Annotated in this window: 13 protein-coding genes and 1 pseudogene; 6 read left to right on the forward strand and 8 right to left on the reverse strand. The window is 70.4% G+C overall.

What is annotated here, in order from left to right; translation table 11 throughout:
* Positions 1 to 6: 6 nt before the first annotated feature.
* From treS to ACIRD7_RS15965, 3 genes are all read right to left on the reverse strand, one after another.
* Positions 7 to 1,725 (reverse strand): maltose alpha-D-glucosyltransferase, encoded by a 1,719-nt coding sequence (treS, locus tag ACIRD7_RS15955; RefSeq protein WP_403453858.1) that lies wholly within the window; start codon positions 1,723 to 1,725, stop codon positions 7 to 9.
* A gap of 5 nt (positions 1,726 to 1,730) precedes the next feature.
* Positions 1,731 to 3,725, reverse strand: a complete 1,995-nt coding sequence (locus tag ACIRD7_RS15960) for an alpha-1,4-glucan--maltose-1-phosphate maltosyltransferase (protein WP_403453425.1) — start codon at positions 3,723 to 3,725, stop codon at positions 1,731 to 1,733.
* Between the two features lie 70 nt (positions 3,726 to 3,795).
* Positions 3,796 to 4,101 carry a DUF5133 domain-containing protein gene (locus ACIRD7_RS15965; RefSeq protein WP_403453426.1) on the reverse strand — a complete coding sequence of 102 codons (306 nt, stop codon included), beginning with the start codon at positions 4,099 to 4,101 and terminating at the stop codon, positions 3,796 to 3,798.
* A 298-nt stretch (positions 4,102 to 4,399) separates the two neighbouring features.
* On the opposite strand from ACIRD7_RS15965, the gene ACIRD7_RS15970 reads away from it, so the two are divergent.
* A complete protein-coding gene (locus ACIRD7_RS15970) occupies positions 4,400 to 4,912 on the forward strand; it encodes a pep a2 (RefSeq protein ID WP_403453427.1) in 513 nt (170 codons plus the stop codon).
* Positions 4,909 to 7,056: a glycogen debranching protein GlgX gene (gene glgX / locus ACIRD7_RS15975; protein ID WP_403453428.1), complete on the forward strand. Its 2,148-nt coding sequence runs from the start codon at positions 4,909 to 4,911 to the stop codon at positions 7,054 to 7,056. Before ACIRD7_RS15970 ends, glgX begins: the two co-directional genes overlap by 4 nt.
* 21 nt (positions 7,057 to 7,077) lie before the next feature.
* On the opposite strand, the gene ACIRD7_RS15980 is transcribed toward glgX, so the two are convergent.
* Positions 7,078 to 7,875 carry a VOC family protein gene (locus tag ACIRD7_RS15980; protein WP_403453429.1) on the reverse strand — a complete coding sequence of 266 codons (798 nt, stop codon included), beginning with the start codon at positions 7,873 to 7,875 and terminating at the stop codon, positions 7,078 to 7,080.
* Positions 7,876 to 8,034: 159 nt separating this feature from the next.
* Between ACIRD7_RS15980 and ACIRD7_RS15985 the strand changes: the two genes are divergently transcribed.
* Complete coding sequence (locus ACIRD7_RS15985) at positions 8,035 to 8,376, forward strand: ANTAR domain-containing protein (RefSeq protein WP_403453430.1); 342 nt, start codon at positions 8,035 to 8,037, stop codon at positions 8,374 to 8,376.
* A 16-nt stretch (positions 8,377 to 8,392) separates the two neighbouring features.
* Here the strand turns inward: ACIRD7_RS15985 and ACIRD7_RS15990 are convergent, their stop codons facing one another.
* Positions 8,393 to 9,184 (reverse strand): SigB/SigF/SigG family RNA polymerase sigma factor, encoded by a 792-nt coding sequence (locus ACIRD7_RS15990; protein WP_403453431.1) that lies wholly within the window; start codon positions 9,182 to 9,184, stop codon positions 8,393 to 8,395.
* 206 nt (positions 9,185 to 9,390) lie between these two features.
* Between ACIRD7_RS15990 and ACIRD7_RS15995 the strand changes: the two are divergent.
* A pseudogene (locus ACIRD7_RS15995) lies at positions 9,391 to 10,008 on the forward strand (ABC transporter permease); the annotation flags it as partial.
* Between the two features lie 188 nt (positions 10,009 to 10,196).
* Complete coding sequence (locus ACIRD7_RS16000) at positions 10,197 to 10,718, forward strand: hypothetical protein (RefSeq protein ID WP_403453432.1); 522 nt, start codon at positions 10,197 to 10,199, stop codon at positions 10,716 to 10,718.
* A gap of 22 nt (positions 10,719 to 10,740) precedes the next feature.
* Here ACIRD7_RS16000 and hemC read toward each other — a convergent pair whose 3' ends face one another.
* On the reverse strand, positions 10,741 to 11,676 hold the full coding sequence (gene hemC / locus ACIRD7_RS16005) for a hydroxymethylbilane synthase (protein WP_403453433.1): 936 nt from the start codon (positions 11,674 to 11,676) through the stop codon (positions 10,741 to 10,743).
* 17 nt (positions 11,677 to 11,693) lie between these two features.
* Positions 11,694 to 12,896, reverse strand: coding sequence for an MFS transporter (locus ACIRD7_RS16010; RefSeq protein WP_403453434.1), 1,203 nt, complete (start codon positions 12,894 to 12,896; stop codon positions 11,694 to 11,696).
* Between the two features lie 107 nt (positions 12,897 to 13,003).
* Between ACIRD7_RS16010 and ACIRD7_RS16015 the strand changes: the two genes are divergently transcribed.
* Entirely contained in the window at positions 13,004 to 14,011 is a 1,008-nt protein-coding gene (locus ACIRD7_RS16015) for a DUF5937 family protein (protein WP_403453435.1), read from the forward strand.
* Positions 14,012 to 14,028: 17 nt separating this feature from the next.
* Here the strand turns inward: ACIRD7_RS16015 and ACIRD7_RS16020 are convergent, their stop codons facing one another.
* Positions 14,029 to 14,805 carry an NPP1 family protein gene (locus ACIRD7_RS16020; RefSeq protein WP_403453436.1) on the reverse strand — a complete coding sequence of 259 codons (777 nt, stop codon included), beginning with the start codon at positions 14,803 to 14,805 and terminating at the stop codon, positions 14,029 to 14,031.
* Between the last annotated feature and the right edge of the window lie 86 nt (positions 14,806 to 14,891).

Genomic DNA, 14,891 nt, shown 5'->3' on the forward strand with positions numbered 1-14,891 from the left:
TCACGCTCAAAGTCGTCTGCCGATGCGGGATGCGACTCGGGTGAGCCGGAACCAGTAGAAGCCGTGGCCCCCGAGGGTCAGCAGATACGGCAGTTCGCCGATGGCCGGGAAACGCACCCCGCCGAACAGCTCGACCGGATGGCGTCCGCTGAACTCACGCAGGTCGAGCTCGGTGGGCTGCGCGAAGCGCGCGAAGTTGTGCACGCACAGCACCAGGTCGTCCTCGTACTCCCGCAGGAAGGCGAGAACCGCCGGGTTGGAGGATTGCAGCTCGGTGTAGGAGCCGAGTCCGAACGCCGGGTTCTGCTTGCGGATCTCGATCATGCGCCGGGTCCAGTGCAGCAGCGAGGACGGCGAGGCCATCGACGCCTCGACGTTCGTGACCTGATAGCCGTAGACCGGGTCCATGATCGTCGGCAGGCAGAGCCGTCCGGGGTCGCAGGTGGAGAATCCGGCGTTGCGGTCCGGGGTCCACTGCATCGGCGTGCGGACGGCGTCGCGGTCGCCGAGCCAGATGTTGTCGCCCATGCCGATCTCGTCGCCGTAATAGAGGATCGGGCTGCCCGGCAGGGAGAGCAGCAGGGCGGTGAAGAGTTCGATCGAGTGACGGTCGTTGTCGAGGAGCGGGGCGAGGCGCCGTCGGATGCCGATGTTGGCGCGCATGCGGGGGTCCTTGGCGTATTCCGCCCACATGTAGTCGCGTTCCTCGTCGGTGACCATTTCGAGGGTCAGCTCGTCGTGGTTGCGCAGGAAGATGCCCCACTGGCAGCCGGAGGGAATGGCCGGTGTCTTCGCGAGGATTTCCGAGACGGGGTAGCGGGACTCCCGGCGCACGGCCATGAAGATGCGCGGCATGACCGGGAAGTGGAAGGCCATGTGGCACTCGTCGCCACCGCTGGAGTAGTCGCCGAAATAGTCGACCACGTCCTCCGGCCACTGGTTCGCTTCCGCCAGCAGCACCGTATCCGGATACATCGCGTCGATGTCGCGGCGGACGCGCCTGAGGAACTCGTGGGTGGCGGGGAGGTTCTCGCAGTTCGTGCCCTCCTCCGCGTACAGATAGGGCACGGCGTCCAGCCGGAAGCCGTCGATTCCCAGGTCCAGCCAGAAGCGGAGGGCGGCCAGGATCTCCTCCTGCACAGCTGGATTCTCGTAGTTGAGATCCGGCTGGTGGGAGAAGAAGCGGTGGAAGAAGTACTGCTTGCGGACCGGATCGTACGTCCAGTTCGAGGGCTCGGTGTCGACGAAGATGATGCGGGCGTCGGAATAGGCCGAGTCGTCGTCGGCCCACATGTAGTAGTCGCCGTAGGGACCGTCGGGGTCCTTTCTCGACTCCTGGAACCACGGGTGCTGGTCGCTGGTGTGGTTCATGACGAAGTCGATGATGACGCGCATGCCGCGCTGGTGGGCGGCGTCGACGAATTCCACGAAGTCGGCGAGGTCGCCGAACTCTGGGAGGACCGAGGTGTAGTCGGAGACGTCGTAGCCGCCGTCGCGCAGTGGTGACTTGAAGAAGGGCGGCAGCCACAGGCAGTCGACGCCGAGCCATTGCAGGTAGTCGAGTTTGGCGGTCAGGCCTTTGAGGTCGCCGACGCCGTCGCCGTTGCTGTCCTGGAAGGAGCGGACCAGGACCTCGTAGAAGACGGCGCGTTTGAACCAGTCGGGATCACGATCCTTGGCAGGAGTGTCCTCGAAGGTGTCCAGCACGGGCTCGTTGACGGTCATGGCGCTCACGACCCTCCGATCTGCGGCGGCGATGCCTGGACGTGGAACACGTGCGCGGGCGCCCCGCCGGGGTCGAGGCGTACGTAGTTGCTCCTGCCCCAGCGGTAGGCCTCACCCGTCAGTTCGTCGTGCACGGACAGGGAGGCGTCCCAGTCCAGGCCGAGTTGCGGCATGTCCAACGAGACCGTGCCCTGCTGGGTGTGGTGTGGATCAAGGTTGGCGACCACCAGAACCGTGTCCGGACCCGTGCGCTTGCTGTACGCGATGAGCGCGTCGTTGTCGGTGTGGTGGAAGCGCAGGTTGCGCAGCCGGTGGAGGGCGGGGTGGCACCGCCTGATGGTGTTGAGCTGGGTGATCAGCGGGGCGATCGTGTCGGCGGTGTCCCAGTTGCGGGGGCGTAGCTGGTACTTCTCGGAGTCGAGGTATTCCTCGCTGCCCGGCCGCAGGGGGGTGTTCTCGCACAGTTCGTAGCCGCTGTAGATGCCCCAGGTGGGGGAGAGGGTGGCGGCCAGGACGGCGCGGACCTCGAAGGCGGGGCGGCCGCCTTCCTGGAGGTAGGCGTGCAGGATGTCGGGGGTGTTGGCGAAGAAGTTGGGCCGCATGTAGGCGGCGGCCTCCCCGGACAGCTCGGTGAGGTACTCCGTCAGTTCCTGCTTGGTGTTGCGCCAGGTGAAGTACGTGTACGACTGCTGGAAGCCGATCTGGGCCAGGGTGTGCATCATGGCCGGCCGGGTGAAGGCCTCGGCGAGGAAGATGACGTCGGGGTCGGTGCGGTTGATGTCGGCGATCACCCTCTGCCAGAACACCACCGGTTTGGTGTGCGGGTTGTCGACCCGGAAGATCCGCACCCTGTGGTCCATCCAGTGCCGCAGCACGCGAAGTGTCTCGGCGACCAGGCCGTCCAGGTCGGCGTCGAAGGCGATGGGGTAGATGTCCTGGTACTTCTTCGGCGGGTTCTCCGCGTACGCGATCGTGCCGTCCGGGCGGTGGTGGAACCACTCGGGGTGCTTGTCCACCCACGGGTGGTCCGGCGAGCACTGCAGGGCGAAGTCCAGGGCGACTTCCATGCCGAGTTCGGCTGCCTTCGCGACGAAGCGGTCGAAGTCGTCGAGGGTGCCGAGGCCCGGGTGGACGGCGTCGTGGCCGCCCTCGGGGGAGCCGATGGCCCAGGGCACGCCGACGTCGTCGGGGCCGGCGGAGAGCGTGTTGTTGGGGCCCTTGCGGAAGGTCGTCCCGATGGGGTGGATCGGCGGGAGGTAGACGACGTCGAAGCCCATCGCGGCGATGGCGGGCAGCCGGCGGGCGGCCGTGGTGAACGTGCCGTGGGGCTGGGCGGGGGTGCCCTCGGAGCGGGGGAAGAACTCGTACCAGGAGCCGTACAGGGCGCGTTCGCGCTCGACCAGCAGGGGCAGCGGATCGGACGCGCTGACCAGGTCCCGCAGCGGATACCGGCCCAGCACCGCGTCCACGTTCGCCGCGAACGCCGCCGCCAGCCGCGACACGGGCGGCAGCGAGTCGTCCCGCAGCGCCTCCGAGGCGGCCATCAGGGTCGCCCGCTCCGCCTTCTCGGGCACACCGGAGGCCGCGCGCTCGTACAGTTCGCCGCCCTCCTCCAGCACCAGTCCGACGTCGATCCCGGCCGGGACCTTGATGCGGGCGGTGCGCCGCCAGGTGGCCACCGGATCGCTCCAGGCCTCCACATGGAACGTCCAGCGGCCCACCGCCGACGGCGTCACCCTGGCGCCCCAGCGGTCGGAGCCGGGGGACAGCTCGTGCATCGGCGTCCACGGGCCGGGACGGCCGTCCGGATCGGTCAGCACGACATTGGCGGCCACGGAGTCATGGCCCTCGCGGAACACGGTGGCGGTGACCTCGAAGGTCTCTCCCATGACCGCCTTCGCCGGGAGCCTGCCGCCATCCACGGCCGGCCGTACGTCCCGTACCGGGATACGACCGATGGTCCCGGTGCCGGCACCGGTCCTGCCCTTGGTCCTGCCCATGGTTCACCTCCACCGTGCTCGAGGCCGGGCACAAGGCCCGGCCGGGGGTTCGATCTGTGCCGGGGGCTGGCTACTTCCCGGCATGGAAACGCCGCCGCCGCGACCTCGGCGGGCCCCGCCGTGCGGACACGCTCGCCGTGCGGGGCCGCTCGTCCTGCTCGCGGAGATAGGCGGCCGGGGTGATGCGCAGAAAGCGCTCGGCGGCGTCCGCGGCCTCACGGGCGCAGCGCTTTCCCATCAGCACGCAGAGGGTGTAGCCGGTGTCCTCGAAGGTGGCTCGCACCGTGAGGTCGGCCGGGGCCGCGAGCATGGCTCGTTCCCAGGCCCGGTATCGCCGCAGTTGCCGGGCGACTTCGGCTTTGGCCGGTAGCAGCATGACCCCGTTCACCTTCCGGGCTCGATGGCGCGTCTCCCGACCGTCGGGCGGAAAGGCCGTGCGCGCACACGCACGGGTTCCGTTACGGGCATCGAGGTCTTCACACATGGTGCACGGTCGACGACTCAGCGTCCTGTTGGATCTTCAACCATCGTGTCCGCGTGTCTCGTGTTGCACGAATGGCGTACCGCCCTCACCCTGAAGTGACTCAGAAGCGATCGGCGCTCACGCTCCGTGCTCGGGGCCCGTCCCGCAGGGGCGAGGAGAGCGGGAGCTTTCGCGGTGAGGAGGAACGACGGTGAAGACCGCAGTGCCCTGCTACTACCACCTCGACGTGGAAGTCAGCCCCGAACGGGTGGGTCAGGTCAGCCGAATTCTGGCCGCCCACCTCCGGTACTGGGACCTCGAGACGCTTGTGGAGCCCGTCCGCCGAGGCGCGGAGATGCTGTTGCGGGCCATCGACGAGCACGCGACGGACAAGAACACCTCGATCGAGATGTGGTGGAACGGCCAGCACCTCATCACCGCCGTGGGTGACAACGACCGCGCCCTGCGCCCGGACCACGAGTTGCGGGCCTGCCTTCAGCACCTCGCCGCGATGAGCGACGGCTGGGGCTGCTGCGCAGCCGAGTCCGGCAGCAAGGTCATCTGGTTCTCGCAGCGCGTCCGCTCCGCCGAACGCGCCCCGCTCGTCCCGGCGGCGCCCGCGCCCAGCCTGCGCGAGGCGCGCGGGGTTCCCCGCGAGATGCCCGTCACGGCCGTGGCCGACGCGGCGGGCGTCCGGGACGAGGTCCTGGAGGAGGCCCGGTGACGGCGGTGCGCCGCAACCGGAAAGGGGTGCCCGCGTGGAGCGGGCACCCCTACCCACTGGGTGCCGCCCACGACGGGCAAGGCACCAACTTCGCCCTGTTCAGCGAGGTCGCCGAACGCGTCGAGCTGGTCCTCGTCGACGACAAGGGCAGACCGGACGTCGTGCCGCTCACCGAGGTCGACGGTTTCGTGTGGCACGGCTATCTTCCCGGCGTCGGACCCGGCCAGCGCTACGGCTACCGGGTGCACGGCCCCTGGGACCCCGGCCTCGGCCACCGATGCAACCCGGCGAAGCTGCTGCTGGACCCGTACAGCCGTGCGGTGGACGGGCAGGTCGACAACCACGCCTCCCTCTTCGAGCGCACCCCGGGCGCCCCGTCCCCGGCGGACAGCGCCGGGCACACCATGCTCGGCGTGGTGACCGAGCCCTACTTCGACTGGGGCGACGACCGCCCGCCCAGAAGGCCGTACGCCGACACGGTCATCTACGAGGCGCACGTACGGGGCCTGACGCGCGCCCATCCCGACGTCCCGCCCGCACTGCGCGGCACCTACGCCGGACTGGCGCACCCCGCCGTCGTCGAGCACCTCACCTCCCTCGGCGTGACCGCCGTCGAGCTGATGCCGGTGCACCAGTACGTCCAGGACGGTGTGCTCCTCGACCGCGGTCTGTCCAACTACTGGGGCTACAACACGATCGGCTTCTTCGCGCCGCACAACGCCTACGCCGCCCACGGCACCCGCGGCCAGCAGGTCGACGAGTTCAAGTCGATGGTGAAGGCGCTGCACGCGGCCGGCCTCGAAGTGATCCTGGACGTGGTCTACAACCACACCGCCGAGGGCAACGAGCGCGGCCCGACGCTGTCCTTCCGGGGCATCGACAACGCCTCGTACTACCGCCTGGTGGACGGCGACTGGGCGCACTACTACGACACCACCGGCACCGGCAACAGCCTGCTGATGCGCCACCCGTATGTGCTTCAGCTGATCATGGACTCGCTGCGCTACTGGGTCACCGAGATGCACGTCGACGGCTTCCGCTTCGACCTCGCGGCCACGCTCGCCCGGCAGTTCCACGAGGTGGACCGGCTCTCCGCGTTCTTCGACCTGATCCAACAGGACCCGGTGATCAGCCGGGTCAAGCTGATCGCGGAACCCTGGGACGTGGGGGAGGGCGGCTACCAGGTGGGCAACTTCCCGCCGCTGTGGTCGGAGTGGAACGGCAAGTACCGGGACGCCGTACGGGACTTCTGGCGGGCCGAGCCAGGTTCGCTCGGCGAGTTCGCCTCCCGGCTGACCGGCTCCTCCGACCTGTACGCGCACAGCCGGCGCCGGCCGCGCGCCAGCGTCAACTTCGTCACCGCGCACGACGGGTTCACGCTGCGCGACCTCGTCTCGTACAACGACAAGCACAACGAGGCCAACGGCGAGAACAACCGGGACGGCGAGAGCCACAACCGGTCCTGGAACTGCGGTGCCGAGGGCGAGACCGACGACCCGGCCGTGCTCGCGCTGCGGGCCCGGCAGCAGCGCAACTTCCTCGCCACGCTCCTGCTGTCGCAGGGCATCCCGATGCTCGGCCACGGCGACGAGATCGGCCGCACCCAACGGGGCAACAACAACGCCTACTGCCAGGACAACGAGGTGTCCTGGGTCGACTGGCGTCTCACCGACGGGCAGCGCGCGCTCGCCGACTTCACCCGATACGTCATCGGGCTGCGCGCTGCCCACCCCGTCCTGCGCCGCCGCCGCTTCTTCCAGGGCGAGACACCCACCCATCCCGAGCAGCCGCTGCCCGACCTGGTGTGGTTCCGTCCCGACGGACGCGAGATGACCGACGACGACTGGGAGCGCCCCGACGCGCACGCCGTCGCCGCCTTCCTCAACGGCGATGCCATCGCCGAGCCGGACTGGTGCGGGCAGCCGGTCGTGGACGACTCGTTCCTGCTGCTGCTCAACGCCCACTGGGAGCCGCTGGAGTTCCAGCTCCCCGATCGCGGCTTCGGCGAACGCTGGACCACGTTGATCGACACGGCCGCCCAGCAGGGGCCGCCCGACGAGACGGAGCACAAGGCGGGCACGGCCCTTCTCATCGAGCGCCGCAGCCTGGTCCTGCTGTCGAGGCCGTCCCGCAAGAAGCCCTGATCAGGGTGGGCGGCCGCGCCGCTATCGTTCGCGGCGCGAGGTAACGGTGAACTGCGCCCCGTCCTGATCCCGCAGCACCGCCTCCTCGTTCCCCTTCGACAGCACGCTCCCGCCGTTCAGCTCCGCGGCCCGCGCGCACTCCGCCACGTCCGCGACCGCGAAGTGCACCTGCCAGTGCGGCCGGATCGTCGGATCGGGCGCGGCCTCCAGCGCCCCCGACTCGATCCGCGCCACCGCGTCACCGCCGCTGCGCAGCACGACCTCGCCGCCCTCGTAGTGGACCTCGCAGCCGCCCTCGCCCGACGCCCAGTCGAAGACCTCGCCGTAGAACAGGGCGGCGTCGAAGGCGTCACGGGTGTGCAGGCGAATGAAGGTGGGCGCGGCCCGGCGCCAGGACTCCCAGTTGGAGATGAGCTCGCCCTCCCAGATGCCGAACGTCGCCCCGTCCCGGTCGGCGAGCAGGGCCGCCCGCCCCGGCGGCAGGGAGAGCGGTCCGACGGCCGCGGTGCCGCCGCGTTCCTGCACCCGCGCCACGGCCTCGTCGGCGCTGCGCACGGCGAAGTACGGCGTCCAGGCGACGGCCATCTGCCACATGGTGGCGACCGCGGCGATACCGGCCACCGGCACGTTGTGCGCCAGCGCCACCCGGAAGCGGTCCCCCAGCTTGGCCGGCCGCCAGCGCCATCCCAGCACGGCGGAGTAGAACGCCTGGGTGGCCTCCAGGTCACGGCTGGTCAGGCTCACCCAGCAGGGTGCGCCGAACACGGAGTGTGTGGACACGACATCGGCCGTGCTCCCGGGGGTTCTCGCATTGTTCATGGCAGTCGCGTCCTGGTCTCGCCCTACCGGCGGGCCACCGGTCTGCTCCCAGTGTCCGGCCGGATCCGCTCACGGGCCTGCCGAGTACCCCCGGCAGGGTGCCGAAACGGGCCACGTCCGGGCTCGTGTCACTGGCACGCCACCGGCGAAGGCGCGAGGATGGGAGCCGTGGCACCGCGACCGAACGAGCCCGCCGACGAGACGGAACGCATTGTTGAGCTGGAAGAGGAAGTCGACCAGCTCAAGCAGGCGGTGGTCTCGCACGCCGTGGTGGACCAGGCGATCGGAATGATCGTCGCACTCGGCCGGCTCTCCCCCGATCAGGGGTGGACGGTGCTGAAGGACGTCTCCCAGCACACGAACATCAAGCTCCGCCGGGTGGCGGAACTGATCCTCATCTGGGGCCGCGAGGGCGAGATGCCGCCCGAAATCCGCGTCGAGCTCGAAGAGGCCCTCGAGCGTCACGGCCCGACGCAGATTCCGGGGTCGGCCAAGGGGTGACCCACCCCGTTCGGGGTCAGCGTGCCTCGGCGAGCAGTTCCTCGCGCAGCTGGGCGAAACAGCCGCTCAGCAGCCGGGAGACATGCATCTGCGAGATGCCCAGCTGCCGCGCGATACGGCTCTGCGTCATCCCCACGAAGAAGCGGAGATAGAGGATCGTCCGCTCGCGCTCCGGGAGCCGTTGCAGGCACGGCGACGCGGACACGCGGTCGATGACCACCTCGTACGCCGGATCCGGACCGCCGATCGCGTCACCGAGGGCGTAACCGTCGGTGCCGGGCATCTCCGCCTCCAGCGACAGCGCGGAGAAGCACTCCAGGGCCTCCATGCCGGTGCGCACCTCGGCCTCGCTCAGGTGCGCGTGCTCGGCGATCTCGGCCACGGTGGGCGGCTTGCCCGGGGCCTGCTGCGACAGCTCCTTGACCGAGGCGCGCACCCGGTTGCGCAGGTCCTGCACACGGCGCGGCACGTGCAGCGTCCACATGTGGTCGCGGAAGTGCCGCTTGATCTCGCCGGTGATGGTGGGAACCGCGTACGCCTCGAAGGCGTGGCCACGTGCCGGGTCGTAGTGGTCGACGGCCTTGACCAGACCCAGCGCGGCCACCTGGTACAGGTCCTCGAGGGACTCCCCGCGGCCCTTGAACCGCACGGCGATCCGCTCCGCCATGGGGAGCCACAGCTCGATCAGTTCGTCCTTGAGAGCCTTGCGGTCCGGCCCGTCGGACAGGCCGACAAGCCGGTCGAAGGCTGCGGCGGTGTCGGGTGCGTCGTCGTGAGGGTGCTGCTTCGTCCTGGTGGTGGCACTCATCCGAGTGCACCTCCTCAAGCAGGTGCTGATTGGACAGACACCATGGGAGGCGCGGACTCGGACCTCAGGAGAACACCCAGGGGGGAGGGCCGGCTCCCACGGACGTGCCTCCTGTCCGAAGCACATAGGAACGTATTCCCGCCCTAAGTGTACCTGAAACGGATTTCGTGAATGCGACTACGTGTTGCACCGGCGTGACTGTCCGTCCGAACGGCCAGGTGAGCGACCCCTACATCGACTATCTGGCCCCCGGCATCATCGCCCAGTCCGCGATGTTCATCGCCATCTTCTACGGCATCCAGATCATCTGGGAGCGTGACGCCGGCATCCCCGACAAGCTGCTCGTCACACCGACGCCGCGCTCGGCGCTGATCACCGGCAAGGCGTTCACGGCCGGGGTGAAGTCCCCGATCCAGGCGGTCGTCGTGACCCTCATCGCCGCGGTGCTCGGCGTCGCGCTGACCTGGAACCCGCTGAAGCTGCTCGGTGTAGCCGCGGTCGTCGTCCTCGGCTCCGCCTTCTTCTCCTGCCTGTCGATCACCATCGCCGGCATCGTCCTCAACCGCGACCGGCTGATGGGCTTCGGGCAGGCCATCACGATGCCGCTGTTCTTCGGCTCCAACGCCCTCTACCCGCTGTCGGTGATGCCGGGCTGGCTCCAGGCGGTCAGCACGGCCAACCCGCTCAGCTACCAGGTCGACGCCCTGCGCGGCCTCCTCCTGGGCACCCCCGCCCATCTCGCGCTCGACTTCGCCGTCCTGCTCGTGGCCGCCGCGCTCGGCATCACCGCCGCCTCCGCACTGCTCGGCCGGCCGGCTCGCTGATCTTGGGGGAGAACGTGATGTGCGGCACGTGGGTGAACACGGCCGAACGGCTCGGGGGCGGATTCTTCCTGCCCACGGCTTGATCGGTGATCAAGGGGGCGAATGGGCTGGCCACAGCGCATTCTGCTCATTTGACAGTGCACTGAGCACAAAGATAGGAAGCAGCTCTCTGGGTCGAGAGGTGGATTGTGTACGAGCCGAACGTGGTCGGGGACTGGCACGAGTACGACGAGCATGCCGGTCTGCGTGTCCGCGTCCACCGCCTGGAAGCCGCCGAGCCGCCGCGCGGACGGGACGACGCCGCCGAGGGGCTGACCTATTTCCGGGTCCGCGTCACCGTCGAGAACCGCGGCGAGCGGCACCTCGGCATCCACCTCGAGGACGGCCAGATGGACGTGCGGATCGGCCAGGACGGCGAGGCCGCGTTCATCGACTGGCGCAACTCGCAGTTCATCGAGGGCTTCGACGTCTACCCCCTGCGCCGGGCCACCGCCGTGCTCTACGCGGCCGGCCCGGAGGCGAGCCTGAGCCAGGTCGACGTGCAGATCCAGCTGCGGGTCGAGGAGGAGTGGGCGGACCGCCGGCTGTGGACCGGTGGCGTCGGCCTCCAGGAGGGCTCCGCCGGCGCCCATGCCGCCACCCTGCGCGACGGCCTCGCGCTCCAGGTGAGCAACTTCCTGCGGGAGCAGGCCGAAGAGGGCACCGCCTGACCGGTCGGTGCCCTTGGGCGGCTCAGTGCGGGATGCCGTCGATGATCTCGCGGGCGCCCTGACGCAGCAGCGCCACGGCGACCGACGTGCCCAGCGTGGCCGGGTCGAGCCGGCCGGCCCACTCGTGGGCGTTCAGCCGGACCTTGCCGTCCGGGGTGAACACACACGCCCGCAGTGACAGTTCGCCGCTGCGGTCCACGCGCGCGTACCCGGCGATGGGGCTGTTGCAGTGCCCCTGCAGGACGTGCAGGAACATGCGCTCGGCGGTGGCCTCCCGGTGGGTGTCCGGGTCCCCGAGCCCGCTGACGGCGTCGATGAGCTCGGTGTCGCCCTCCCGGCACTGCAGCGCGAGGATGCCCGCGCCGATCGGCGGCATCATCACCTCGGGGGAGAGGACCTCGCTGATCACGTCACGGCGGTCGATGCGCTCCAGGCCGGCCACCGCCAGGAGCAGCGCGTCGGCCTCACCGGCCGCGAGCTTGGCCAGCCGCCGGTTGGCGTTGCCGCGGAACGGCACGCACTCCAGGTGCGGGTGGGTGGCGGCCAGCTGCGCGACCCGGCGCACCGACGAGGTGCCGATGCGCGTCCCGTCCGGCAGCTCGTCCAGCGTGAGGCCGCCCGGATGGATCAGCGCGTCGCGGATGTCGTCCCGCTTCAGGAACGCGGCGAACGTCGTCCCCGCGGGCAGCGGCCGGTCGGCGGGGATGTCCTTGACGCAGTGCACGGCGAGGTCGGCCTCGCCCGCCAGCAGCGCGGCGTCCACCTCCTTGGTGAACGCGCCCTTGCCCTCGACCTGGGAGAGGTCGCCCATCCACTTGTCACCGGTCGTCTTCACGGGCACGACCTCGGTGCGCACACCGGGGTGCAGGGCCGCCAACTCGGCACGGACACGCTCCACTTGGGCGAGTGCCATCGGCGAGTCGCGGGAGACGATACGGATCAGTTCAGGGACGGACATGCGGCCACGATAGTCCGTCACAAGCCCGCGTTCGCACGCCTCCGCCCGATTCGCGCGGCGCCCCGCCCCCGGACCGGCGAGCACAGCACCACCGACGCGGCCACCGTGAACAGCCCTCCGACCAGGAACGTGCCCCGCAGCCCGACCACGGGCAGCAGCGCGCCCCCGAGCAGCGCGCCGGCGGCGATACCGATGTTGTAGGCCGCCGAGTTGGCCGCGAGGGCGGTCTCCGTGCGGCCGGGGGCCACCTGGAGCATCCGGCTCTGCGTCGCCATGAACACCGTCGCGACCGAGGCACCGAGCACCATGATCAGCACGACACTCGCCACCCGGGACTGTCCCGCCGCCCACAGGCCCAGCAGCGCCACCGCCTGGGCCGCCACCGGCACCCGCAGCGTGGCTCGCGGACGGCGGTCGAGCAGCGGCCCGGTCACCGCGACCCCCGTCAGTGCCGCCCCGCCGAAGGCGAGCAGGACGGCACTGACGGCGTCCGCGCTGAATCCGCTCACCTCGGTGAGGAAGGCCACCACGTAGGTGAACCCGGCGAAGGCACCGGTCACCGACAGGGCCGTGACGGCCAGCACGACGTGGAAGGCGCGCCGGTCGGGCGCGGAGCCGTACGCCGCGTGGCCGTCCTGGGGGCGGGAGGACGGCAGCAGGATCCCGATGGTCACGAGCGAGAGCAGCGCCAGCACGCCGAGCAAGGCGAACGGCGTGCGCCAGTCGGTGTGTCCGCCCAGCCAGGTCCCCGCCGGAACCCCGGCCACCGTGGCGAGGGAACCCCCGACGGACAGCAGCCCTATGACCCGTCCCCGGCGTTCGGCCGGGAACATGCCGACCGCGACCGGCCCCATCACCGACCAGAACACCGCCTGCCCGAGCGCGGTCGCCACCCGCGCCGCCAGCAGCGCCCCGTACGGCACACCGTCCAGTGCGGAAACCCAACTGGCCAGCGCGAGCAGCCCCAGAACGCCGGTCAGCAGATAACGGCGCGGAACCGACCGGGTGACGTGGACGAGCGGCAACGAGGCGACCGCCACCGTCAGGCCGTAGCCGGTGACCAGGGCGCCGACGGCCGTCAGCGACACCCGCAGATCGTCCGCCATCAGCGTGAGCAGGCCGACCGGCAGGTTCTCGGTCGTGTTGAAGGTGAACGCCGCCAGCATCAGCGCCGCGAGGACGGCGGCACGCCGCCAGGGTGCCGGACGTACGCTGTCCATCCAACCGCCTTTCGCCCAGGGGAAGTCGGGGCCAGCGTGCGGGGCCGCGGGGCGGGGCCTCCACTCTTTCGTCCCGGGACGAATCGACGCTCACGACGGGGGTCGCCATGCCGCTCGCCCTGCACCTCGGCACCGACGACCTCGCGCGCTGCCGGTTCGCGATCTCACCGCTGTGCCAGACCCACGAGGCGCTGCGGCTGCTGCGCCGGCCCGGTCGGCACGGCTACCACCGAAGCTGGCTGCACCGCGTCCGCCGTACGGTCGCCCGCCTCGACCTGGCACTCCTGTGGCTGTTCATCCCGCCGCCCGGTGCCTACACGCCGGACTTCCTCGGCGCGCCTCCCGAGGAGCCGTACCCGACCTTCGACGGCGAACTGGCCCGCCTGCGCGCCACCGACCCCGCGCTCGCCCATGCGGAGATGACCCGCTCCCTCGCCTGCACCCCCGGCCTCATGGAATCCCCGCGGGGGCGGGCCGCGCTCGACGACCCCGCCGCCACCGTCCGGCGCCTGGCCGACCTCACCGAGCGGGCCTGGCAGGCCCTGCTCGCCCCGGACTGGGCCCGCCACCGCGCGGTACTGGAGGCGGACATCGCGCAGCGCTCCCGCAGGGCGGCCGACGAGGGCCTCGACGCGCTGCTGACCGGTCTGCACCCGGCCGTCGACTGGGCCGACCGCACACTCACCCTGCGCCGGTACGACGATCTGGCGGACGCGCAACGCCCCGACGGCAGAGGCCTCCTGCTGATGCCGAGCGTCTTCGTGTGGCCGGACGTGGTGAGCGGCTTCGCACGGCCCTGGCAGCCGACGGTCATCTATCCGGCCCGCGGCATGGGCCGTCTCCACGCCGCGTCGGCCCCGCGTCCGCCGGAGGCGCTCGGCCGGCTGCTCGGCGGGCAGCGCGCCGCTCTGCTCGCCGGGCTCGGCGCGCCCGCCTCTACGACGGAGCTGGCCCGTCGGCACGGCCTGGCCGCGTCGACCGTGTCCGTCCATCTGTCGGTCCTGCGGGAGACCGGCCTGCTGGTCTCCCGGCGGCAGGGCCACTACGTCCTGTACACGCGAACGGCCCTGGGCGACGCCCTCGTCGAGGGGGACGTCGGCCCAGGGGCCGTGTGACGTGGACCGCGGGTGTGTCAGGCGTTCGGGTCGAACGAGATGCCCGACGGCTTCGCCGACGCGAGGTGGGAGGCGAAGTTGCCGTCCTTCAGACCGAAGTTGGCGCTGCCCCAGTTCGCCGCGACCAGCTTGTCACGGATGCCCGAGGGGTAGCCGTTCCAGCCGACCAGCGGCGGGTACTGCCAGGTGCCCTCGTGGTTCTCCGGCGGCTCGTCGTTGGAGTTGGCCAGCCGGAAGCAGTGCGTGCTGATGCCGTCCTTGTGGTACACGATCTTCGCGTGCGTGCCGTCGAAGCGCACCGAGGACGCGGCGTGCACCGTGAACGAGCCGTGGTTGGACGTCGAGACGTAGCGCACCGCGTTGTCCTGCACCCACACCACGACGTGCTCCCAGTCGTGCCGGTGCCCGCCGATGCTGCTGCCCGCGATGGCCTGGTCCTTCTCGAAGTACAGGCCGTACATGTAGGCGCACCAGCCGTTGTTGCACTTGAAGCGGGAGTACCCGTTGGTGTTGTTCAGGTCCGAGGCGTCACGGCAGCTGCCGTTGAGCGCGCCGGTCGGGTTGAGGCCGCCGTTCAGGGTGCCGTCCGGGCCGATGGCGGGCGTGGAGTAGCAGCCGTCCGTGTCGTAGTCGAAGGCGGGCTGGTACGTGTTCTCGGCCGCCTCGGCGTTGGCGGGCAGCGCCGTGGGCGGAGCGGCGAGGGCGACACTGGGGAAGGCGATGACGAGCGCGGCTGCACCGGCCAGACCGGTGAGCAATCTGTTGCGGTGCGTGCGGAACGTCTGTGACGGCACAGCGTCTCCTCGGGATTCTGACCCAGCCCAACGGCTGTGGGGGGAAGGGGAGTTCAGAATCCCGGGAATTCCCTTACGTGCCAAGA

Origin of the sequence: Streptomyces sp. NPDC093568, from assembly GCF_044764945.1 — a bacterium.
Taxonomy (GTDB): domain Bacteria; phylum Actinomycetota; class Actinomycetes; order Streptomycetales; family Streptomycetaceae; genus Streptomyces.